The organism is Kribbella sp. DT2 (assembly GCF_049844575.1).
GTDB lineage: Bacteria > Actinomycetota > Actinomycetes > Propionibacteriales > Kribbellaceae > Kribbella.
The window spans coordinates 889,287-905,585 of the sequence record NZ_JBNCLH010000001.1; the positions used below are offsets into that span (position 1 = coordinate 889,287).

At 70.3% G+C, this 16,299-nt stretch carries 17 protein-coding genes and 1 tRNA gene; 10 read left to right on the forward strand and 8 right to left on the reverse strand.

The window, feature by feature from the left end:
• The 4 genes from ACLQ2O_RS04265 (at position 1) to ACLQ2O_RS04280 (ending at position 3,434) form a co-directional block, all read left to right on the forward strand.
• The gene (locus tag ACLQ2O_RS04265; RefSeq protein WP_425827362.1) at positions 1-1,179 is read left to right on the forward strand and encodes an anhydro-N-acetylmuramic acid kinase; all 1,179 of its coding nucleotides are present in this window, start codon (positions 1-3) and stop codon (positions 1,177-1,179) included.
• Between the two features lie 54 nt (positions 1,180-1,233).
• On the forward strand, positions 1,234-2,115 hold the full coding sequence (locus tag ACLQ2O_RS04270) for an alpha/beta hydrolase family protein (protein WP_425827364.1): 882 nt from the start codon (positions 1,234-1,236) through the stop codon (positions 2,113-2,115).
• 61 nt (positions 2,116-2,176) lie between these two features.
• The gene (locus ACLQ2O_RS04275; RefSeq protein ID WP_425827366.1) at positions 2,177-2,671 is read left to right on the forward strand and encodes a SigE family RNA polymerase sigma factor; all 495 of its coding nucleotides are present in this window, start codon (positions 2,177-2,179) and stop codon (positions 2,669-2,671) included.
• 16 nt (positions 2,672-2,687) lie between these two features.
• Entirely contained in the window at positions 2,688-3,434 is a 747-nt protein-coding gene (locus ACLQ2O_RS04280; RefSeq protein ID WP_425827368.1) for a hypothetical protein, read from the forward strand.
• 6 nt (positions 3,435-3,440) lie between these two features.
• Here ACLQ2O_RS04280 and ACLQ2O_RS04285 read toward each other — a convergent pair whose 3' ends face one another.
• Positions 3,441-3,911, reverse strand: a complete 471-nt coding sequence (locus tag ACLQ2O_RS04285; protein ID WP_425827370.1) for an AAA family ATPase — start codon at positions 3,909-3,911, stop codon at positions 3,441-3,443.
• A gap of 95 nt (positions 3,912-4,006) precedes the next feature.
• Here ACLQ2O_RS04285 and ACLQ2O_RS04290 point away from each other — a divergent pair, with 95 nt between their 5' ends.
• Entirely contained in the window at positions 4,007-5,107 is a 1,101-nt protein-coding gene (locus ACLQ2O_RS04290) for a MerR family transcriptional regulator (protein ID WP_425827372.1), read from the forward strand.
• A 160-nt stretch (positions 5,108-5,267) separates the two neighbouring features.
• On the opposite strand, the gene ACLQ2O_RS04295 is transcribed toward ACLQ2O_RS04290, so the two are convergent.
• From ACLQ2O_RS04295 to ACLQ2O_RS04305, 3 genes are read right to left on the reverse strand one after another with little or no spacing between them, the layout of a single operon-like run.
• A complete protein-coding gene (locus ACLQ2O_RS04295; RefSeq protein ID WP_425827374.1) occupies positions 5,268-5,708 on the reverse strand; it encodes a GNAT family N-acetyltransferase in 441 nt (146 codons plus the stop codon).
• A gap of 4 nt (positions 5,709-5,712) precedes the next feature.
• Positions 5,713-6,456, reverse strand: coding sequence for a CPBP family intramembrane glutamic endopeptidase (locus ACLQ2O_RS04300; protein ID WP_425827376.1), 744 nt, complete (start codon positions 6,454-6,456; stop codon positions 5,713-5,715).
• A 1-nt stretch (position 6,457) separates the two neighbouring features.
• Positions 6,458-7,081 carry a TetR/AcrR family transcriptional regulator gene (locus ACLQ2O_RS04305; RefSeq protein WP_425827378.1) on the reverse strand — a complete coding sequence of 208 codons (624 nt, stop codon included), beginning with the start codon at positions 7,079-7,081 and terminating at the stop codon, positions 6,458-6,460.
• Between the two features lie 139 nt (positions 7,082-7,220).
• Between ACLQ2O_RS04305 and ACLQ2O_RS04310 the strand changes: the two genes are divergently transcribed.
• Complete coding sequence (locus tag ACLQ2O_RS04310) at positions 7,221-9,140, forward strand: hypothetical protein (protein WP_425827380.1); 1,920 nt, start codon at positions 7,221-7,223, stop codon at positions 9,138-9,140.
• Positions 9,141-9,320: 180 nt separating this feature from the next.
• On the opposite strand, the gene ACLQ2O_RS04315 is transcribed toward ACLQ2O_RS04310, so the two are convergent.
• Positions 9,321-9,482 carry a hypothetical protein gene (locus ACLQ2O_RS04315; protein WP_425827382.1) on the reverse strand — a complete coding sequence of 54 codons (162 nt, stop codon included), beginning with the start codon at positions 9,480-9,482 and terminating at the stop codon, positions 9,321-9,323.
• On the opposite strand from ACLQ2O_RS04315, the gene ACLQ2O_RS04320 reads away from it, so the two are divergent.
• Positions 9,472-9,858, forward strand: coding sequence for a G5 domain-containing protein (locus ACLQ2O_RS04320; protein ID WP_425827384.1), 387 nt, complete (start codon positions 9,472-9,474; stop codon positions 9,856-9,858). The genes ACLQ2O_RS04315 and ACLQ2O_RS04320 overlap by 11 nt on opposite strands.
• On the opposite strand, the gene ACLQ2O_RS04325 is transcribed toward ACLQ2O_RS04320, so the two are convergent.
• On the reverse strand, positions 9,855-12,353 hold the full coding sequence (locus ACLQ2O_RS04325) for a polysaccharide lyase family 8 super-sandwich domain-containing protein (RefSeq protein WP_425827386.1): 2,499 nt from the start codon (positions 12,351-12,353) through the stop codon (positions 9,855-9,857). The two genes, ACLQ2O_RS04320 and ACLQ2O_RS04325, sit on opposite strands and share 4 nt — an antisense overlap.
• A 291-nt stretch (positions 12,354-12,644) precedes the next feature.
• On the opposite strand from ACLQ2O_RS04325, the gene ACLQ2O_RS04330 reads away from it, so the two are divergent.
• Positions 12,645-13,331, forward strand: coding sequence for an SDR family oxidoreductase (locus ACLQ2O_RS04330; protein ID WP_425827388.1), 687 nt, complete (start codon positions 12,645-12,647; stop codon positions 13,329-13,331).
• 12 nt (positions 13,332-13,343) lie between these two features.
• Here the strand turns inward: ACLQ2O_RS04330 and ACLQ2O_RS04335 are convergent, their stop codons facing one another.
• Together ACLQ2O_RS04335 and ACLQ2O_RS04340 are read right to left on the reverse strand one after the other, a co-directional pair.
• Complete coding sequence (locus tag ACLQ2O_RS04335) at positions 13,344-14,567, reverse strand: hypothetical protein (protein WP_425827390.1); 1,224 nt, start codon at positions 14,565-14,567, stop codon at positions 13,344-13,346.
• 232 nt (positions 14,568-14,799) lie between these two features.
• A tRNA-Gly gene (locus tag ACLQ2O_RS04340) sits at positions 14,800-14,873 on the reverse strand.
• Between the two features lie 225 nt (positions 14,874-15,098).
• Here ACLQ2O_RS04340 and ACLQ2O_RS04345 point away from each other — a divergent pair.
• Complete coding sequence (locus ACLQ2O_RS04345) at positions 15,099-15,536, forward strand: MarR family winged helix-turn-helix transcriptional regulator (protein ID WP_337925927.1); 438 nt, start codon at positions 15,099-15,101, stop codon at positions 15,534-15,536.
• Positions 15,537-15,719: 183 nt separating this feature from the next.
• Positions 15,720-16,298 (forward strand): dCTP deaminase, encoded by a 579-nt coding sequence (gene dcd, locus ACLQ2O_RS04350; RefSeq protein ID WP_425827393.1) that lies wholly within the window; start codon positions 15,720-15,722, stop codon positions 16,296-16,298.
• Position 16,299: the final 1 nt, after the last annotated feature.

The window sequence follows — 16,299 nt, forward strand, 5'->3', positions numbered from 1 at the left end:
ATGCGTGTCATCGGGTTGATGTCCGGTACGTCGTACGACGCGATCGACGCGGCGGCGGCCGACCTGCGGTTCGAGGGTGACGAGCTGGTGCTGCAGCCGCTCGGGATGCTGAGCCGGCCGTACTCCGCGTCGTTGCGGGCGGCAGTCGCCGCTTCGTTGCCTCCGGCAAGCACGTCGCTGGAGGCCGTGACCCGGCTGGACACGGGCGTCGGGCAAGCGTTCGCGGAGGTCGCGGCGCAGGCGGTCGAGCAGCTGTGCGGCGGGCAGGCGGACCTGATCGTTTCGCACGGGCAGACGGTGTTCCACTGGGTCGACTCGGGTGTGGTGCAGGGGACGCTGCAGATCGGGCAGCCGGCGTGGATCGCGGAGGCGACCGGGACGACCGTCGTGTCGGACCTGCGGTCGCGGGACGTCGCGGCGGGCGGGCAGGGGGCGCCGCTGGTCAGCCTGTTCGACGTGCTGTGGTTGCGCGGGCGCGGTGGGACGCCGGTCGCGCTGAACCTGGGCGGGATCGCGAACGTCACCGTCGTACCGCCTGGTGGGGATCCTGTTGCCTTCGACACCGGTCCGGCGAACGCGCTGATCGACGCGGTCGTCGGTGAGCTGACGGCTGGGCGGCTCGCCTTCGACGCCGACGGTGTGATGGCCGGGCGAGGACGGATCCACCCGGAGCTCTTCGACCGGTTGACGGCCGAGCCGTACTACGCGCGGCCGGCACCGAAGAGCACCGGCAAGGAGCTCTTCCACCTCGCCTACCTGGCCGACCGGATGCGCGGTCTGCCGGAGATCGAGCCCGACGACGTGGTCGCGACGGTGACCGCCCTGACCGCCCGGACGGTCGCCGACGCGGTCAAGGCGTACGGCGGCACCGAGGTGATCGCCGCCGGCGGCGGGATCCGCAACCCCGCGCTGATGCACCGGCTCGAGTGGGAGCTCGGCGACGGTCTGCCGCTCCGCAGCACCGACGAACTGGGCCTCGCCTCAGGCGCGAAGGAGGCCTACGCCTTCGCCGTCCTGGGCTTCCTGACCATCCACGGCCTGCCCGGCACGGTCCCCAGCTGCACGGGCGCGCGGCACGCGTCGGTGCTGGGCTCGATCACGCCTGGTCGCGGCGGGCTGCCGCAGACACAGGCTGCCGTGCCGCCCACCAGCCTCCGGCTGGACAGCGGCGCCGTCTGACCTCGCTCGGCCCGTTCCCCGGCTTTGACCTGAAGGCGTGTGATCATCCGGCGCATGAGCATCTCCTCCTCGCAGGTCGAGGTCGACGGGCGTCCCGGGTTGCTGACCGTGCCCGCCGACGGGATCGTGCGGGGTGGGGTCGTCGCGCTGCACGGGTCGAGCAGTTCGTCGTACCGGCAGGTGATCTTCGAGCACCTGGCGGAGACGGTGGCGCCGCTGGGGATCGCGGTGCTGAGCTTCGAGCGGGCGCCGTGGGACCGGGACGACGTGGACATTCCGTTCGACGTCCAGGCGGCGGGGGCGGTCGCGGCGTACGACGTACTGCGCGGCCTGTACGACGTACCGATCGGGTTCTGGGGTGTCAGCCAGGGAACGTGGATCGCGGCGTTGGCTGCTCGTGACCGGGATGCGGCGTTCCTCCTGCTGCTCGGGTGCTCCGGCGTGAGCCCGGCGGAGCAGATGCGGCACGCGACCGCCGAGTCGGTCCGGCGGGCCGGGTACGACGAGGAGGCGGTGGGGCAGGCCGTCGGGATTCGTGACGCGGTGGCCGACCTGCTCCGAGGAGCCGCCGACCGCGACCGGGTCGTCGACCTGCTACGGCGACAGGCGGGCGAGCCGTGGTTCGAACTGGTCGGCGTCACGGCCGACGACCTGGGCGAGGAACTGCCCGTCTGGCACGAGATCGACTTCGACTCCGAACCGCTCTACGCGACCGTGCGCTGCCCGGTCCTGCTGATCCACGGCGCCGACGAGGCGAACCTGCCCGTCCCCGAGACCCTCGAGGTCTGGCGCCGCGCAGCCGCGACCTCGGGCAACGAGCGGGTGGCGAGCGTCCGGGTGCCTGGCGTCGGCCACTGGCCAGGGACACCCGACCGGTCGCGGGAAGGCATCAGCCCGGCGTACACGAAGATCCTCGCGGACTGGTTCAGCCACTGATTCCAACCTTTCCCGCGGCAGCGCGCTCTGAGGTAGGTGTCAGGAGCGACCAGGAGGCCGGATGGAACGGGATCAGGGGTTTGCCGAGTACGCGGCGACCCACCAGCAGCGGATGTACCGGCAGGCCTACCTGCTGACCGGAGACCTGCATCAGGCCGAGGACCTCGTCCAGGCCACGCTGCTCAAGCTCTACCGCGCGTGGCCGCGCGCTTCCGAGGTGGAGTACCTCAAGGCCTACAGCTCCAAGACGCTGGTCCGCACCTACCTGCACGGCCGCCGCAAGTGGCGGCGTGAGCACGAGCTCAGCAGGTTGCCCGCCCCTGCCCGGGCAGCGGACCCGACCGACCTCCGGCTCACCCTGCTCGCCGCGCTGGCCGATCTCCCCCGCCGGGCGCGAGCGGTCGTCGTACTCCGGTTCTGGGACGACCTGAGTGTCGAGCAGACCGCCGAGGCGCTCGGCTGCAGCCAGGGCACGGTGAAGTCGCAGAGCAACCGCGCTCTCCGGCTGCTGCGCGAGAGGCTCGGCGAGAACTTCCACATCCTGCAGGGGCACTGAGATGGAGGACAGGACGATGAGCGACCAGCAACTGAAGAACCTGCTCGAGCACCTCGCGGAGCCGGTGCAGGACATGGACGACGCGGTGCCGGCCAGTCTGGCCCGAGGACGGCGGAGCGTCCGGCGCCGGCGGGCGGTGCTCGGCATCGTCGGCGTTGTCGCGGTGGTCGCGGGGACGGTGGGCGCCGTCAACCTGTACGGCGGACAGGAGGAGCCCGGCTTCGCCGCCCCACCCACCGCGTCGCCGGCGCCCTCGCCCGGCGCCGACCGGGCGCAGTTCCGGAGCAAGGTCGCCGCGGAGCTGGACAGACTGCTGCCGGCCCGCTTCGGGAAGGTCACCGCGGACGTGAGCATCCAGGCCTACTGGGTGACGGTGGACGGTGCACCGGTCCCGCTCGACTTCGTGGTCGAGAAGCCGCAGCGCGGCCGGCCTCCGCTCGAGTGCGCCGAGCGCAAGTACATGCTGTCCTGCATCAGGACGACCGTTCAGCCCGGTGGCTATCCGGCGCTCGCCAGTCACGGGGTCGTCTACGACGGTGCCGGCCGGACGATCGGCGTTCCCACGGCGCGGGTGCTCTACCAGGGCTACGACGTCCAGCTCAGGCTGTACCCGGTCATCGGCGCGCGCAAGCCGATCCCGATCAGCGACCAGGAGCTGCTGGCCGTCGTGTCGGCGCCGTCGTTGCTCGCGCTGGCCGACGAGTGGGCGGCGAACCCGGACTGGCTCGCCGAGGTCGACCCGCAGGGCACGCCGACCCGCTGACGCTCGCTACTCCTTGACCCAGGTGAGGATCTCGCGGGCCGAGTCCTCCGGGGTGCCGGCGCCGTGGACCGAGCGGGGGACAAGGGTGCGGAGCTCGACCGCGTCGTCGAGCGCGTCCTCGACCTGGGCCTCGGACCAGCCTCGTGCGGCGAGGCGGGTCCGGCGTACGGCGTCCGGGCAGTCGAGGTGCAGCCAGCGGCCTTCGGGGAGCTCGCTGGGGGTGAGCGGGCCGAGCAGGAGGACGGGGACGCCTGAGCGGCGTACCAGCTCGGTGATGCGCAGCCAGAGCAGGTTGTACGCCGGCCAGTGCGCGGCCGCTGCCGAGTCGGCGATCGTGATCCCGAGCAGCTTGCCGTCGTCGAGCAGCTCGTCCATGTCCATCACGACCAGCCCACCCGCACTGAGTCGCAGCAGCTCGGGCACCACCGTCGACTTGCCCGACCCCGGCGCACCAGTCACCACGAAAAGCCTCGACATGCTCCTATTGTCCGCACGCGCTCCACCGCTCGTCGCCCGGTTTCCCGCGCGTCGGCGATTGACCTTCGAGTGGGTGGAAGGTGTTGGATCGGAGGGTGGTGGACGACCTGGTGAGCATCAGCGCGTTCGCGCGGCGGGTGGGGCTGACGCCCAGCGCGCTGCGCTTCTACGACGACTGCAGGGTGCTGCGGCCGGCTGTGGTCGACGAGGGGAACGGCTACCGGTACTACGCGCCCGACCAGGAGCCACGCGCCCGGCTGCTGCGGGACCTGCGGGAGATCGACCTGCCGCTTCCGGAGGTACGCCGGGTGCTCGACGGCGAGCCGAGCGCCGCGGCCGCGGTGGTCGAGGCGCACCTGAGGACGGTCGAGCAGAAAGCAGTCAGCACGCGGCAGGCGGCCCACCGGATCTTGGCGGGGCTGTCGAGTACGACGCCGCGAGTCACCCTCGGCGGCCCGGAGCTCGCCAGCGCCATCCGCCAGGTGACACCGTCGGCCGCCACGCCCGCCCCTGTCGCGGCGCCCGGGGCCTCCGCCTCCGGCGCCCCCGCCCCAGGCGCCCCCGCGCACCAGCCGGCCGGCGACGCTGAGCGGTTTCTCCCGGCGCTCGGCTGCGTGCGGATCGAGCTGAGCGAGACCGAGGTCACCCTCGTCGCCACCGACCGGTACCGCCTCGCCGTCCGCAAGCTGCACCCGCAGTCCTTCGAGGGCACCCCCAGCGCGATCCTCGTCCCCGCACCGGCCCTGACCGAACTGTCCCGCTGGCTGTCCGCCGCCGACACGGTCGACCTGCAGGCCGGCGCCGACCTCACCCTCACCACCTCCACCGACACCCGCACCGTGCCATCGGTCGATGCCGAGTACCCCGACTACCAAGTCATCCTGGACGGCCAGGAGCCGGCCGTCTGCCGTGTGGTCGCCGACCGCGCCGCCCTCACCGACCTGCTGGGCACCGACGAGGTAGTTGCCCTCAGCATCAACCACCAGGGGGTGACGATCGGCGACCGCACCATCGACGCGATCACCACCGGCGACCCCCTCGGCATCGGCTTCACCACCCGCCTGCTCGCCGAGGCATTGGCCGCAGGCGTAGGCCCCGACGTCCTCCTCGAGATCCACGCCCCCGACCGCCCGGTCGTCATCCGCTCCGCCGACCAGGGCACCTTCACCACCCTGGTCATGCCGAACCGCCTCTAGGGCGTGTCTGGCAATTCCCACCTACTGTGCGGCACTCGGCACGGCACCTCAGCGCACTGGAGCAAAGACCACGATCGAAAGACATCGAGGCCTTCACTCCAGCACGCTGAGCTACCGCACCGAGCACCTGCTCGCTACGGCGGGAATTGCCAGACACGCCTTAGCCGAAGTCGATCTCGAACGTCGGGTACTCCGGCTGCGGACAAGCCGCACCGACGTACCCCAGTCGCTCGTAGAACGGCGCTGCCCGCTCGTGGTGCGCCTGCCACTCCAGCCAGCGCACCTCCCCAGCAGCCCACTCGACGACCGCCGCGACCAGTCCCCGCCCGACGCTCGTACGACGAGCCGCCGGCTCGACGTACAGGTCGTGCAACCGCCCTTGGTGCCGCCGCCCGGCCCGCAGGTGCGGCCCGTAGTTCTGCGCGGCCGCGTAGCCGATCACGCGATCGCCGTCGACGAAGCCGAAGATCGCCCAGCGAGGGTCGACGAGCAGTTCGCCGTACACGGCCCGAGCCTCGTCCTCGAGTAGCTTGGTCCCGAAGCCCTGGAGGAGCGGCCAGAGGTCGGGCCAGTCAGATGGCGTCAGGCGGCGCACAGGCATGGGATCAGCTTGTCACCAGCGCCGGGGCAACAGTTGCCGGTCGCAGGGTTCGGTAGGTGATGACGGCGGCGACGGCCCAGGCGGCGGCCATGACGACCATCGGGAAGGCGTGGCCTGATTCCTCGTCGAAGAGCGCGAACATCGACAGGTTGACGACCGTGTGGGCGACGGTGGCGACGGCGAGGTTGGTGCCGCGGGCGGACTGGAGGACCACGCCCAGAACCACCGACAGCGAGAGGGTCATCACCAGGAACGCGCCCATGAAGACCGGGCCGTTCGCGAAGCCGCCGATGTGCCAGATGCCCCAGAGGAGGCCGACGGTGACGGACGAGCGCAGTACGCCGTACCGGGTCTGCAGGTAGGGCTGGAGGTACGCGCGCCAGCCGAGCTCCTCGCCGGCGGAGCCGATCAGCATCGTCAGCGTGAGCGCCCAGAGCGGGTACTTCTGCTCGTCGAAGTGGATCGGCTGCCCCGCGATCAGGTGGATGACGACCGACACGGCCATCGCCGCGACGACGATCCCGGCGACCAGCGCGGAGTTCCGGCCGACGACCGCGACCGGGGTGAACCGCGCCTCGACGCGCGTCGTACGGCGGAAGAGCACGAACATCAGCCCGACCCCGAGCGCCGGCGCGAACTGCACCAGCTCGAGCAGGTCCGGATCCGGCCCGATGCCGCCCTGGACCGCGATCAGCAGGCCCGAGAACAGCAGCGTGGCGACGTAGAAGACGGCTACGCGCAAGAACATGTCACTCCTCGATCAGGTACGGCGCGAGCAGCAGGTCGAGCTGGTCGCGCAGGAAGTCGGTCAGTGAGCCCCAGCCGTTGACCGCCCAGACCTGGAGGGCGCCGTTGAAGCACACCAGGGTCAGGCGGGCCAGAGCGTCCACGTCGGCCGAAGGCTTCAGCTCTCCGGCGGTCCGGGCGGCGCGGAGCAGCCGGCCGGTGGTGTCGACGATCGCGGCCGAGTGCGCCAGCGCGTGCTCGCGGAACTCGGGATCGGCGACGTCGAGCTGGACGAACCCCAGCCCGTTGCCCAGCTCCTCGCGGCGTTCGATGTGGGCGACGCTCGACAGGGCGAAGTCGCGCAGGGCGGCCAGCGGTGAGGTGTTGCGCGCCTCGGCCTCCGCCGCGGCCCGGAGCACCATCAGCGGGGACCGGGCGGCGGACGCGAGCAGCAGCCCGCGCTTGGAGCCGAACCGCTGGATGAGCGTCGGCGCCGCCAGCCCGACCCGCGCGCCGACGGCGGCCAGGGTGAGCTTCACGGGGCCGAGCTCGGCCAGTACGACGCGGGTCGCGTCCAGGATCGCGTCGTCGTCGACCAGGCGTGGACGGGCCACGGCGTACCCCCTCGGTGGTTTGTAAATCCTCATTCACTAACTCCGGAGACAGTAACAGATCGCTGCCCGATCAGTTATTCGTGAACGACGGCCGACCTCTGCCTGTGGTTAGGGTCTGTGCCGGTCGGTCCTCCGCCATGGACCTGACATGTCGTCAACGGGAGTCCCACTCATGCGCTTCGCCCGCGTCACCCTTGGTCTGCCACTCGCGCTCGTGGGGGTGGTCGCCACGCTTGCCGGGGCCGCCTCCGCGTTCTGGCTGGTCGGCCCGGACAGCACCGTCGAGACCGGTGAGCAGCGGCTGGCCAGTCATGGTCTCGCCGTCGCCACCGCGCCCGACCTGCTCGACCGGCACGGCTTCACGCTGCACGTGACGGCGTCGAGCGCGCGGCCGGTGTTCGTCGGCGTCGGCCACGATCTCGACGTGAGCAGCTACCTCGGCGGCGTCGCGTCCACACGGGTCGTCCGCTTCGACCTGCCATCGGACTTCGCGACGCAGGAGTTGAAGGGCACGAGCGAGCGGCTGAACCCGCCGACCGGGCTGGACTGGTGGGTCGCGGACGCGAGCGGCGCCGGGAAGCAGTCGGCGGAGTGGGAGACGCAGGACGGCGCGTACGACGTGGTGGTGATGAACGCCGACGGTACGCCGGGCGTCGACGCGACGGTGACGTTCGGCGCCGAGCTCAAGGGGCTCTTCGGGATCTGTCTCGTGGTCCTGGGGGTCGGGCTGATTCTGCTGTTCCTGGGGATCTGGCTGGTGCTGCCGCGCCGGCGTCGGCCGGAGGAGCCGAGCGTGCCGGAGACCCGGCACGAGACGATGCCGTACGTCGTACCGACGGTGCCGAACCTGCCGGCTGGTGCGTCGGCTCCGGGTGCTGTGCCTCCGGTCGCGCCTGCGCCGGGTGCGCCGGTCCCGGCTCCGGTCCAGCCCCCGGCTCCGGTCCCGCCGGCGCCGGTGCTGCCGCCGGCTGAGTCGCCCGCGCCCGCTCCAGTTGCTTCGCCTCGCCCCGAGCCCGTCGACGAGCCCGAGGAAGAACCCGCGCCGCGGCCGGCTCCGGTGCCGGGGATTCCGCCGCAGTACCAGGCGCCGGCGTACTCGCCGCCGCGGGTGAAGCGGGTGGCGTCGGCGCTGACCGGTGGCATGTTGTTGCTGACAGCAACTGGTTGCGTCGCCGTACCGCAGGAGAACACCAGCAGCGGCCCGGTGACCCGGCCAGCCGTGACGGTGGCGGGTGGGCTGGCCGTCGTACAGAAGTACAACGACGTGAACAACCAGGCCAACCTGGCCCGCAACGCCAAGCTGTCCGAGACGATCGAGGCGGATCCGACGCTCGCGATGACGCGCGCCGGGTACCAGGTCGGGCTGAAGACCGACGAGGCCGGCAAGGACAAGGTCAAGCCGTTCACCTACACCGAGCCGGTGGTCGGCGCGCCGCAGTACGGGGCGTACCCGATGCGTTTCGTCGTCGCGTCGGGCATCTCGACCAGCCCCGACAGCAAGCAGCTCGGCGTCTGGGAGCGCACGACCGCGGGCGACCCGTGGGTGCTCAAGTACTCGGTCTACCCGAGCACGACGGTGAAGCTCCCGCCGCTGGAGGGCCTGCGGGCGCCGACCAAGACCGACATGGACAAGCTCGCCAGCCTGCCGCAGTCGGCGGCCGCCAACCTCGCGGAGTACCTCACCGGCGGTCCGGCGTCACCCAAGGCCGGCCTCTTCACCCCGTCGCCCGGTACCACCGAACTGCTCAACCAGCGCGCGAAGGACAAGATCGCCGACGCCAAGAAGCCCTACATCGCCACGGCCACCGACACCTTCCGCCCGACCGGTGACCCCCTGACCTTCATCACCCCCGACGGCCGGGCGCTGGTCTTCCTGGCCCTCACCGAGCAGTACCTCCAGCACGTAGAGCCCGGCTCCAACGCGTACTGGACCGACGGCCCGCCGACCGCCTTCAGCAGCTACGTGAAGTACACCCAGACCCTCCACCAGGACTACCTCCACCAGCTGGCAGTCGTCATCCCACCCAAGGGCAAGGGCAAACTCCAGATCCTCTCCCTGGACGGCCAACTGGTAGGAGCCGGCGGCAGCTGACCCCCAGCCCCGCATCCGTCGGGTCCGAGCTCTTGTGAGGCCCGGACCGTAAGGCCAGGGTGTGGGGATGGGTGGGAGATGGATCTTTTGTGTAGTGGGACTGGTAATCGCAGCTGGGGGCTGCGGGATCGAAGGGCCGAAGGAGGGGGGAAGGGTCGCGCCGGTCGCGGAAGCGGTGAGTCAGGCGCCTGCCGGCGCGCCGGTGAGTACGCCGCCGACCGCACCGCAGAGCACGCCGACGAGCGCGCCGCCGACGGTGCCGGCGAAGCCGCCGGTGACACCTGTGGTGAAGCCGGTGACCGTACGGCGGTTGGTGGTGGAGACGCGGGCGGTGGCGTTCAAGCGGGTGACCAGGAAGGACGCGACGCTCGAGGTCGGGACGCGGGAGGTCACCACGCGCGGGCGGGCCGGCGTGCAGCGGTTCACGTACGAGGTGACGGTCACCGACGGCGTGCAGGTGCGGAAGCGGCTGGTCAAGCAGGTGGTGACGCGGAAGCCGGTCAGTGAGGTGACCTCGGTGGGGACCAAGCCCGCCGAGGAGGAGTCCGGTGGGGGATGCGACCCCAACTACAGCGGGTGCGTGCCGATCGCGAGTGATGTCGACTGCGCGGGCGGCAGCGGCAACGGACCCGAGTACGTCGAGGGGCCCGTAGATGTCATCGGGTCCGACATCTACGGGCTCGACGCCAACAACGACGGCGTCGGGTGTGAGGACTAACGCAGCTCGGCGGTAAGCGTGGCGCCGTACTGGTGGTGGGTGGTGAACGTCAGGCGCGTCCCCAGGAGCGTGCGGGTGACTCGGACCGCTGGGTTGGGCTTGGAGAGGCTGACCCAGCGGGCCGGGAGGGTGACGGTGATCGTGGACCGGGCGAACGTCGGGTCGGACACCGCGACGGTGATACCACGACCTTGGGTGCGGACGATGGTGGATGCGGCGCCGTCGACGATCAGGCCGGGGAGGAGGTGCGGGCCTGGGGCGAAGGTGTTGGCGGCGGTGAGGTTCGAGGCCTGGATGGCTTGGGCTCGGGTGGTGTTGGTGAGGATGCGCGGCGGGCGGTGGGTCGCCAGCTGGGTGCGCGTGGCGTTGGGGAGCAGCGAGTACGCGTGGGAGGTCAGTGCGCCGGGTGCGTGGTCGAGGGTCAGGGAGAAGACGTTGCGGGTGACCGCGGTGTCCGGGTTCGCCGTACGGACGACTCGGCGGCTGCGGGTGACCTGATCGAGGGCGACGCGGGTTCTGGGGCCGGCGTGGAAGTAGTAGCCGACCGACTGGGCGCCGTTGGAGTAGTGCAGCCACCGGAGGTCCGCGGTGCCCGCGCCTGACCAGCGGCGGCCGTTGCGAAGCACGCCCTCCACGACCGCGGGGGCGACCGACGGCCGGGCGTCGAGCGTGGTCGTCGCCGCACGCTGCCGATCGCCGGCACCAGCGGCCAGTACGACGATCTGGTCGTCGAGCAGGAACCACGACTTGGTCGCCGAAGCGTTGCGATAGGCAACGAAATCCTCGGGCAGCTCGGCCCGGTGCGCGTAGGCGAAGTCGTCCGACTGCACCCACCCGACCGCGCCGAGAGCGTCCAGCGTCGCGCCGCCGGAGTGCCGGTTGGTGCCGACCGGGAAGTACACGTAGGTGTTCTGCGACTCCGACGACGCGGTGAAGTTCAGCGGGTGCGTCGGGTTGTCGTAGTACGCCGTCCCGTACAGCTCGGGGATCGACCGGCGGGTCTCGACCGGCGCGGTCACCCCCGCCAGTCCGTACGGCGACACGGTGGTGAAGTAGTCGACGCCGTACGCCTGCGTCTGGTCCTGCCCGGCCAGGTACAGGTAGTACGCGCCGTCGCCCTGGAACCACGGCAGCAGGTTCTCGCCGCTCATGTACTCGTACTTGCTGATCCGCTCCGAGTTCCGCGCCAGCGCGAAGGCGTAGCCGGGCCGCCGGTGCACGGTCTTGTCCATCGCGTTGAACGCCACCGACGAGGCCGCCGGGTTCAGGTCCGCGCCGACGATCGACGGGTCGGCGACGATCTCGGCGAAGCGCGCGACGCTGACCGGCGACACGAAGCTGGTCGGGTTGAGCGTCGGCCGCGCGGTGAACTTCACGTACGAGCGCAGCCGCGCCGCATCGGCCGCCGCGGCGTAGTCGGCGAGGTCGACGACCGCCTCGATCACGACCGCGACGTCGTCGTACCCGGTGCCGGGCCGCGAGACCGCGCGACCCTTGACGATCTCCATCATCCAGCCCTCGAAGATCAGCGGCGCGAACCCGGTCTCGACCCAGCCCTGCACCACCTTCACGAGGTCGTCGCTGGTCGCGTACGCCGTACCGTCGAGCAGCTTCACGGTCTGCACGACGCGGCTGAGCAGGGCCTTGCCGTACGAGCCGGTGTAGGCGACCGAGCTGTGCTGGATGAACGAGCCGTCGGCGTAGTGCCCGTCGGTGACGCCGTGCTGCAGGTCGTACGGATCGATCGTCGCGAACACGGTGAACTGGTCCTGCAACGCCTTGCGGATCCGTGCGTCGTCGCCGAGCAGCGCGCCCTGGATGACCCGGTTGGTGGTGATGTCGGCCAGGTTCGCGCCGGTGTGGAAGCGCGAGTCGAGGTTCACGTCGCCGTTGGCCCCGTTGCGCAGGTAGGAGTCCATCGAGGCGACGTACGTCGTGACGAGGTCGCGCGGCGCGTCGAGCAGCGCGAGCGTCTTGGCGACGAAGCCCGAGATGCCGATCTCCCAGGTGAACCAGTTGCCGTAGTAGCCCTTCGACTGGTCGCCGTAGTAGTTGGCGTGCAGCCAGGTCAGCTTGTCGAGCACCTTGGTCCGGACGGCCGCGTTGCCCTGCAGGTCGGAGGCCGGGCCGGGACGCTTCACGGCGAGCGCGATCTCGTACAGGTGCTGGTACGACGCGCTGAGGTTCGGGTCGCTGGTGCCGAGCGGGAGCCCGGCGAAGGCCTCGCTCGCACCGGCGCGATCCATCGCGGCGAGCCAGGTGCGCGCGGTCTGGTCGAGCGCGGCGAGCTTGGCGGCGACCTCCGGGCGCGCGTTGGACTCGGCGGTCCCGGTGAAGATGCCGGCCAGGTTGGCCAGCAACTGCTCGGGCCCGGCGTCGGCGGCAGCGGCCGCCTCGGCGGACAGGCCGACGGCCGACGCGGGTGCTGGATGCACCGCGGTCAGCAGGGTTGCGGCAGGGACGAACGACAGCAGGCGGCGACGACTGAGCTCCACAGCAACTCCCGGGCGAAAGGGAAGAACCTCACTGCCGTGAGTCAACCAGTCGAAACTATCTTTCGGCAACCGCTTACCGCCGACTTTCCCGCCAGCTGACCCGCGGACCCGACTCCAACAACTCGACTTTGAGCACCGGCCAGCCGCTTTTCCGCCCGTACGGTGACTGAGCCGTGCTCAAAGTGCGAATCGGTGGAGGGGGAGAGGGGGCGGAACAGATCGGCGGTCGGCGTGGTTGGTGGTGATCGTTGCGCGGCGAGCAGCGCCGGGCGGTGAGTGGGAGGACTGCACGTGGCTGAGGTGCTGGTGGTCGGCGGAAGCGGTGGACTCGGGTTGGCGATCGCCCAGGAGTACGCCGGCCGCGGTGACTCCGTGATCGTGACGAGCCGGGACAAGGCACGCGCCGAGGAGGCCGCCGCGTTGGCCGGTGGCACGACGCGCGGGCTGGCCGTCGACCTCGCGCGGCCGGAGACGATCGAGGAGGCCCTCGCGGACATCACCGCGGTCGACCACCTGGTGATCACCGCGATCGCGCAGACCGGCAACACGGTCAGCGGCTTCGACATTGCCGACGCAATCGCCGCGGCGACGGTCAAGCTCGTCGGGTACACCGAGACCGTCCGGGTGCTGGCCGACCGGTTCCGGCCGGACGCGTCGGTGGTGCTGTTCGGAGGTCTGGCGAAGGACAGGCCCTACCCGGGCTCGACGATGGTCACCGCGACCAACGGCGGTGTCTCGGCGCTGGCCCGGACCCTGGCCGTCGAGCTCGCACCGGTGCGGGTGAACGCGTTGCATCCCGGCGTGATCGGCGACAGCCCGAAGTGGCAGGACGCCGAGTTGTCGCACGTCGTCGGCCGGACGCCGATCGGCCGCACGGTGACGACGGCCGAGATCGTCGGCGGCGTCGACTTCCTGCTCACCAACGGCGGCGTCAACGCGATCGACCTCGTCCTCGACGGCGGCACCCGCGTCGTCTGAGGCTGTCGAGGGTTACCGGGCCGCCACCGCTGTGCGCGGCTGCCGGCCGCTGAACGCGGCCAGTGCGCTGACGATGTCGGCGACGAAGACGAGATGCAGCACCGTGTTGACGACGCCGAAGCGCGGACTGACAGCACGGTGCCGCATCATCAGTGCCAGGCACGTGATCCCGTAGATCGAGGTCGGCAGCAGCATCAGGTACGTACCGATCACCGTGGGGACCAGACCGGTGGCCGTGAAGACACCGACGAACGCGATGCCGGCCGGACCGCTGAACAGGATCAGGCCCCGCGTGATGGCGACCGGCAGCAGCGTCAGGCCGAGCACGATGACCGCGCAGAGCACGAAGTTCTGCAGGAAGAGCGGGATCAGTGCGAGCTTGACCGTCCGGGCCGCGCGCCGCAGCGTGTCGAGATCACTGCCGAGGAACAGCCGTACGGCGGTCCGGAACGTCACCAGCGGCATGACCGGAACCACCACCAGCAGCACGAACTCCGCCGGCGGGACGAGCACCAGCCAGACGATGCCCTGCGCGATGAAGTCCGGGCGGAAGTCCAGCCCGTAGAAGATCGCGACGAACACCAGCCAGACCGCCGCCAGCGACGAACCCGCGACGAGCACACCGGTCATCAGGTTCCTGGGCCACGCTCCCGGTGCGCGGGCGGTCCCGAGCAGCTGCCGGGCAACCTCGACCACGACGATCGAGCTGAGCACGTCGACGACGAACAGGAAGTGCAGGGCGACGTTGACGCCGAAGAAGAGCTGCCCGACGCGCTGGTCCTTGCGCATCACCACCAGGCAGCCCACGCCATAGGCTGACGTCGGCAGCAACGCCAGGTAGGTCAGTACGACGAACAGCAGCGCGACGACGAACCCGTCGAGACCGAGCCGGTCGCGGTCGTCGGCGCCCTGGATCATCACCGCGCCCGCCAGGGCCACGAAGTTCAGGACGAAGAACGCGATCGCGACGAGCTTCACGTGGTCCGCCGCGCGGTGCAGGGCGTCGAGCTCGCGTCGCCGGGTCAGTCGCGCGGCGTCGGCGACGACGAGGACCCCGAGCACGAGGTGGACGGCCAACCAGCCACCGAGGACGGCGTACGCGATGCCCAGGTCGCCGGCCGCGTCGATCCGAAAAGGCTTCTTCAGCAGGATCCCCGCAGCCACCCCCGCGGTGAGAACCGCGCCCAGTCCGAGCCACCCGCCGAGCACGCGCGCCATCACCGGTGTCGTCGTCATCTTCTCGCCCCCCGAGGTCGTGCACATCCTGGCGCCGCGACGGGTCACCGGCGAAGAGCCCGTTCTGGCTCGAATGCCAGTGGTTGCCGGGGGCTACCCGCTCTGGGAGCGGTCAAACACGGTGGTCAGTTGATGTTCGAATAGGCCGTGTCGCGGGCGATTCACCCTGCGAAAAGGCGCTTCCCGGATCCGGGAAGCGCCTGTGCTGCTGGTCAGGACATGAGCCCTGAAATGGAGCGGGTGACGGGAATCGAACCCGCACTGTCAGCTTGGGAAGCTGATGTTCTGCCATTGAACTACACCCGCACGCCTGGCAACGCGAAGGATCATACCTGGTTCGGCCCGCCGTTTGCACAGGGGGTGCGACGGGCAGTTTTCCACAAACCCGTGCCCAAGGGCTGGGCAGAGCGCCCGAACTCTGGCAGATTAGAACGCGTTGCCGGGGGCAACAATGGACGCAACGTGAGGATGCGGTCCTGACCTGGACCGGACAAGATGGTTGCGGGGCAACTGCAAAGAAGGGGTGAAGAGGTGGCAACTGACACTAACGACGCACTGGACAACCTGGAACGGGAGCTCGTCACGATGGCGCGCCGGCTGCGAGGTCTGCAGCGGACGCTGTCCGACGAGGCGCACCCGGACCTGGAACCGGCCCAGTACGCGTTGCTGAACCACGTCGAGGAACTGGCACCGGTGCGGATGGCCGACCTGGTGGCAGCACTCGAGGTGGACAAGGGACCGGTCAGCCGGGCCTGCGCACGGCTGGAGGAGGAAGGTCTGCTCAAGCGGGCGGCTGACAAGTCCGACGCGCGCGCAACGCTGCTGACGCTGACCGCGAACGGCAAGCGCAAGCTCGCCGCGGCCCGCAAGAAGCGGCACAAGGTGATCGAGGACCTGCTCAAGGACTGGTCCCCGACGCAGGTGAAGACCTTCGCCAACCAGGTCTCGAAGTTCAACAAGCTGGCCTGACCAGGCCGGTGAAGCCGTTGCCGACGGCCCGCAGGTGAGCACTGTTCCGGAGAGCCGAGGGGTCCGGACCGGAGCACCACCAGTCGACGGGGAGCGACCAGGGCCGTCAGTACGTCGTGAGTTCGTGAGCGGCGCGTAGGTCCGGCCTGCCCTCTCGAGGCTGGGCTGCGCTACTGTGCCTGCGTGCTGCTCTCCGACCGCGACATCCTGGCCGAGCTCGACGCGAAGCGCGTCCAGCTGGACCCGTTCGACGCTGCGATGGTGCAGCCGTCCAGCGTCGACGTACGCCTGGACCGGTTCTTCCGGGTCTTCGAGAACCACAAGTACCCGCACATCGACCCGGCCGAGGAGCAGCCCGACCTGACCCGCACGGTCGAGCCGCTGGACGAAGAGCCGTTCATCCTGCACCCGGGCGAGTTCGTGCTCGGCTCGACGTACGAGCTGGTCACGCTGCCCGACGACGTCGCGGCGCGGCTCGAGGGCAAGTCCTCGCTGGGCCGCCTCGGTCTGCTGACGCACTCGACCGCGGGCTTCATCGATCCCGGCTTCTCCGGGCACGTGACGCTGGAGCTGTCGAACGTCGCGACGCTGCCGATCAAGCTCTGGCCGGGCATGAAGATCGGCCAGCTGTGCTTCTTCCGGCTGTCCTCACCGGCCGAGCACCCGTACGGCTCCGCGAAGTACGGCTCGCGCTACCAAGGGCAACGCGGGCCGACACCTTCGCGGTCGCACCTGAACTTCCACCGCACGGATATTGGATAAG

Excerpts from the sequence above, each read along its gene's own strand:
- ACLQ2O_RS04265 (WP_425827362.1), top strand. The coding sequence starts at position 1 with ATGCGTGTCATCGGGTTGATGTCCGGTACGTCGTACGACGCGATCGAC.
- ACLQ2O_RS04270 (WP_425827364.1), top strand. The coding sequence starts at position 1,234 with ATGAGCATCTCCTCCTCGCAGGTCGAGGTCGACGGGCGTCCCGGGTTG.
- ACLQ2O_RS04275 (WP_425827366.1), top strand. The coding sequence starts at position 2,177 with ATGGAACGGGATCAGGGGTTTGCCGAGTACGCGGCGACCCACCAGCAG.
- ACLQ2O_RS04280 (WP_425827368.1), top strand. The coding sequence starts at position 2,688 with ATGAGCGACCAGCAACTGAAGAACCTGCTCGAGCACCTCGCGGAGCCG.
- ACLQ2O_RS04285 (WP_425827370.1), bottom strand. The coding sequence starts at position 3,911 with ATGTCGAGGCTTTTCGTGGTGACTGGTGCGCCGGGGTCGGGCAAGTCG.
- ACLQ2O_RS04295 (WP_425827374.1), bottom strand. The coding sequence starts at position 5,708 with ATGCCTGTGCGCCGCCTGACGCCATCTGACTGGCCCGACCTCTGGCCG.
- ACLQ2O_RS04300 (WP_425827376.1), bottom strand. The coding sequence starts at position 6,456 with ATGTTCTTGCGCGTAGCCGTCTTCTACGTCGCCACGCTGCTGTTCTCG.
- ACLQ2O_RS04305 (WP_425827378.1), bottom strand. The coding sequence starts at position 7,081 with ATGAGGATTTACAAACCACCGAGGGGGTACGCCGTGGCCCGTCCACGC.
- ACLQ2O_RS04310 (WP_425827380.1), top strand. The coding sequence starts at position 7,221 with ATGCGCTTCGCCCGCGTCACCCTTGGTCTGCCACTCGCGCTCGTGGGG.
- ACLQ2O_RS04335 (WP_425827390.1), bottom strand. The coding sequence starts at position 14,567 with ATGACGACGACACCGGTGATGGCGCGCGTGCTCGGCGGGTGGCTCGGA.